Source organism: Kitasatospora sp. NPDC059088 (assembly GCF_042738155.1).
Taxonomy (GTDB): domain Bacteria; phylum Actinomycetota; class Actinomycetes; order Streptomycetales; family Streptomycetaceae; genus Kitasatospora.
Map to the genome: position 1 here is coordinate 1 of NZ_JBHYGR010000262.1, position 3,905 is coordinate 3,905.

A 3,905-nucleotide genomic window follows, 5' to 3' on the forward strand; every position below is an offset into this window, starting at 1 on the left:
CGCCCCCTCCCGCGTGCGCGCGGGCGCTCGGGCTTGGGGGGGGGGCGGCGCGGGTCCCCGCCGCCGCGCGCGGCGGGCCCCCGCCGGGGGGGCCCGCGGCGGGGGTGGTGACCCGGGGGTGGGCGGGGGCGGTCAGGGTCAGGTACTTGCCGGTCGGCGGCGGTGCCACCGCGCCGGGCGGCGCGGTCGGCGGGTCCAGGTGCTTGACCTGGAGCCGGTGGCCGACCTCGCGGGCCAGGTGGGCCGCGCGGATCCGCGCGTTGGCCTCCAGGACGTCGCCGATCTGGGCCCAGGCGGCGTCCATGAACTCGTCCTGCCGGGCCTGGACGACCCGGGTGCCGAAGTTCGCGGCGACCCGGTTGCGCGGGTCGAGGTTGAGCCGGTGGACCCAGTTGCGGTTGGCGGGCGAGGGCAGCGGGTGACCGGCGTCGTCGACCAGCAGCTTGGAGGTGAGCGCGTGCCAACGCCCGTACAGCGGCGGGGTGATCACCGGGTCGACCCCGGCCGACAGCGCCCGGGCCTGCGCGCCGGGCAGGGCGGCGTGCGCGGCCGCCGGGGTGCGGTCCTGGTAGGCGTCGGCCAGGTTGACCAGGTTCGCCAGTGCCTGCTGGAAGGGGTGCGGGTAGGGCGCGGCGGGAGCCGGCGCGTCGTACCAGTTGTCCCAGTTCTCCCAGTCGTCGACCGGCCGGCCGGGTGGCCGGGGCACCTGGAGCGCGCCGCCGAGCCGGAGCACCCCGCCGATCGACGCCGGGGTGGTGATGGGGGGCAGGCCGGGGCCGGCCGAGCGGTGCACGTCCATGTCCCGGCGGCCGACCTCGTCGGCGGGGCGGCGCGGTTTCAGCAGTGTGACCAGGTAGCGGAAGTCGCCGTTGTCACTGGTGGTGAAGGACCACCGGAGGTAGTACGGCAGTCGGCCCTCGCCCTTGCGGTCGGGGTAGTGCGGGCCCCAGGCGGAGTACAGGGCGCCCGGCGCGAGGGCCGGGTCGAGGCCGAGCCCGGCCAGCCGCCCGGTCTCGAACGCGGGGACGAGGAAGGCCTCGTACGTCCGGTCGTGCTGGAGGTGGCGCGGGCAGACCAGCCGGGAGCAGGCCCGGTCCGGGTCGGTGCGCAGCACCTCGGCGAGGCTCTGGAGCACCGGGTCGCCGGGGCCGGAGAGCTCTCCGGCCACCACGGCGTCGTCCAGCGAGCCGTGGACGTGGACGTGCGCCCAGGCGCCGAGCTGGTCCGGCGGGGGCAGCGCGCCGGGGTTCTTGACGGTGACGAACGGCAGCGGGGCTCCCCCGGCGCCCTCCTCGAACTCGGCGGGCGCGCCGGTCGCGTCGGTCCTCGCGGCCAGCACGACGAGCGCCAGCCAGGGGGCGAGGCGGTCGGTGGAGCCGTCGGCCGCGGCCGGGCTGTAGCGCCAGGGGAAGTCCTCGTCGTAGAACTCGATGTGCGCCAGGTGGTTGGGCTCGATGTTGGTGGTGCCGGGCAGCGGCTCCCGCCGGGAGACCGCGCGGGGGTCGATGCCGACGACGTCGCCCGGCCCGTAGAGCTGCACCGGCCGCTCGACGGTCCGGCTGAGCGGGGTGCCGTCCAGGGCCTCGCCGGTCAGCAGCAGCTTGACCGGGACGGTGGCGCGCTCCGAGGTGCCCGGGTCGCCGGTGATCCGGGTGGAGAGGCCGGAGCGCAGCCAGGGCAGGAACGAGTAGCCGTTCGCGGTCACGCGCCGCTCCCGTCGAACAGTTCGGCGGCCGCGGTGAGTTCGGTGACCGTCGGGTCGGCGGCGGCCAGGCCGGAGCGGGCGGCGCCGCCGGCCGCGAGCACCCGGTTGTCGGGCAGCAGCGCGGCGGCGAAGCCCCACCGGCCGGTGAGCAGCCCCGGTTGGGTGCTCCAGGTGTCGGTGCCCGCGTCGTAGCGCAGGACGCTGCGGTAGCCGGCCTCGTCGGCGTCGCCGCCGGTGCCGCCGGCCACCAGGACCCGGCCCGGGCCGAGGGCCACGGCCCGGTGCCGGGCGCGCCCGGCGGGCATGTCTTTCGCGGCCGTCCAGGCGCCGGTGGCGAGGTCGTACTTCTCCGCCGTCCGCCGGCTGAGCGGGTCGAAGCCGCCGTCGTCCCCGGCGCCCGGTGCCCGGCCGCCGGTCACCAGCACGGTGGTGTCGGAGAGCGCGGTGGCCTGGTGCAGGGCGCGCGGGTGCAGCAGGTTCCCGGTCGGGGTCCAGGCCTTGTGGTCCGGGTCGTAGAGCTCGCAGAAGGCGAGCGCCGGGTCGAGGTCGGTGCCGACGGGGGCGGTGCCGCCGACCACCAGGACCTTGCCGTCCTTGAGCACCACCGCGGGGTGGCCGGAGCGGGCGTCGGTCATGTCGCCGACGGTCGTCCAGCGGGTGGCGTCGGTGGTGGCGGCGGGGTCGTACAGTTCGGCGGAGCGCAGGGCCCGGGTGGTCCGGCCGTCCCGGACGGCGCTGCCGCCGGCGACCAGCACCAGGTTGTTCGGCAGCAGCACGGCGCTGTGGCCCCAGCGGGCCTGGTTCATGGTGCCGGCCGGGGTCCAGGTGTCGGCCACCGGGTCGTAGACCTCGGCCGAGGCCAGGCCGGGCGCGGTGGAGCCGCCGATGCCGCCGGTGACGAGGACCTTGCCGTCGTTGAGCACGGTCACCGTGTGCAGGCGCCGGGGCGAGGGCTGGGTGGCGGTGGGCTTCCAGGTGTCGTCGGCCGGGTTGTAGACGGCGGCCCGCCCGAGTGCGGCCCCGCCGGCGTCCGCGCCGCCGACGACCAGGACCTTCGTGGTGCCCTTGAGGACGACCGGCCCATCGTGCTGGCCGTACCAGGCGGTGGGCCCGGCCAGGTCGTGGGCGGCGGTCCACTTCGCTGCGGCCACCACGGTGGGACTGGTCATGGTGTCGAACCTTCCGTCGTCGGGGCTTGCGTCGTGGGCTACCGCCGTCAGGGTCTACGTCGTCAGGGGGCGTACAGCTCGGCGGTGGCGGCGGGTTCGGTCGGGGCGGGACCGGGGGCGGCAGCACCTGCCAGGGCGGTGCCGCCGGCCACCAGCACCCGGCCGTCCGCCAGCTCCACGGCGGCGAAGTCGGACCGGCCGGTGGCGAGGGGCCCGGTGGCCGTCCAGGTGCCGAGGGCGGGGTCGAGGACGGTCACGTTGCGGTGGCCCGCCGCGAAGGCGGGGCCGCCGGTGCCGCCGATGAGCAGCACCAGGCCGGAGCGCAGGGCCAGGCAGCGGTGGCCGCGGCGGCCGCCGGGCATCGGGCCGAGGGCCGTCCAGGTGCCGGTGGCCGGGTCGTAGACCTCGGCGGTGGCGAGGCTGTGCGGGTCGTAGCCCCCCGGATCGGTCACCGGTCCGGCCGCCGGGTCGCCGCCGGTGACCAGGACGCGGCCGTCGGCGAGCAGGGTGGCCTGGTGGCCCTTGCGGGCGGTCAGCAGGCTGCCGGTCGGGGTCCAGGAGCCCGTCGCCGGGTCGTGGAGTTCGCAGTGGGCCAGGGCGGCGTCCGGTCCGCCGGTGGGCAGTGCGCCGCCGACCACCAGGACCTTGCCGTTCCTCAACAGGACGGCCCGGTGCCCGGTCCGGGCGTCGGTCATCGGCGGGCCGGCGGCGGACCAGGTGCGGGCGACCGGGTCCAGCAGCTCCACGGTGGCCAGGGCCCGGCCGTCCGTTCCGGTGCCGCCGGTGACCAGCAGCCTGCCGTCGGGCAGGACGGTCGCCGCGTGCCCGTGGCGGGCGGTGGTCAGCGCTCCGGCGGTGGGCGCCCAGGTGCCCGGGGCCGGGTCGTAGACCTCCGCCGTGCCCAGCGCGGGGCCGGGCGCTCCGCTGTCGGCGGAGCGGCCGCCCCCGGCCGCCCACCCGCCGGCGCCGCTCCTGCGGACGCTGGGTGCGCGGCGGGCGGGGGCCCGGGGCGGGGGGGGCGGGCCGGTGGG

At 77.9% G+C, this 3,905-nt stretch carries 2 protein-coding genes and 1 pseudogene; all 3 read right to left on the reverse strand.

Annotated elements, in window-relative coordinates:
• A pseudogene (locus ACFWXO_RS45015) lies at window positions 1–1,705 on the reverse strand (hypothetical protein); the annotation flags it as partial.
• Complete coding sequence (locus ACFWXO_RS45020; RefSeq protein WP_380532974.1) at window positions 1,702–2,874, reverse strand: Kelch repeat-containing protein; 1,173 nt, start codon at window positions 2,872–2,874, stop codon at window positions 1,702–1,704. The pseudogene ACFWXO_RS45015 and the gene ACFWXO_RS45020, both read right to left, overlap by 4 nt.
• A gap of 62 nt (window positions 2,875–2,936) precedes the next feature.
• A partial coding sequence (locus ACFWXO_RS45025; RefSeq protein WP_380532976.1) for a Kelch repeat-containing protein occupies window positions 2,937–3,905 on the reverse strand: 969 nt, incomplete at its 5' end.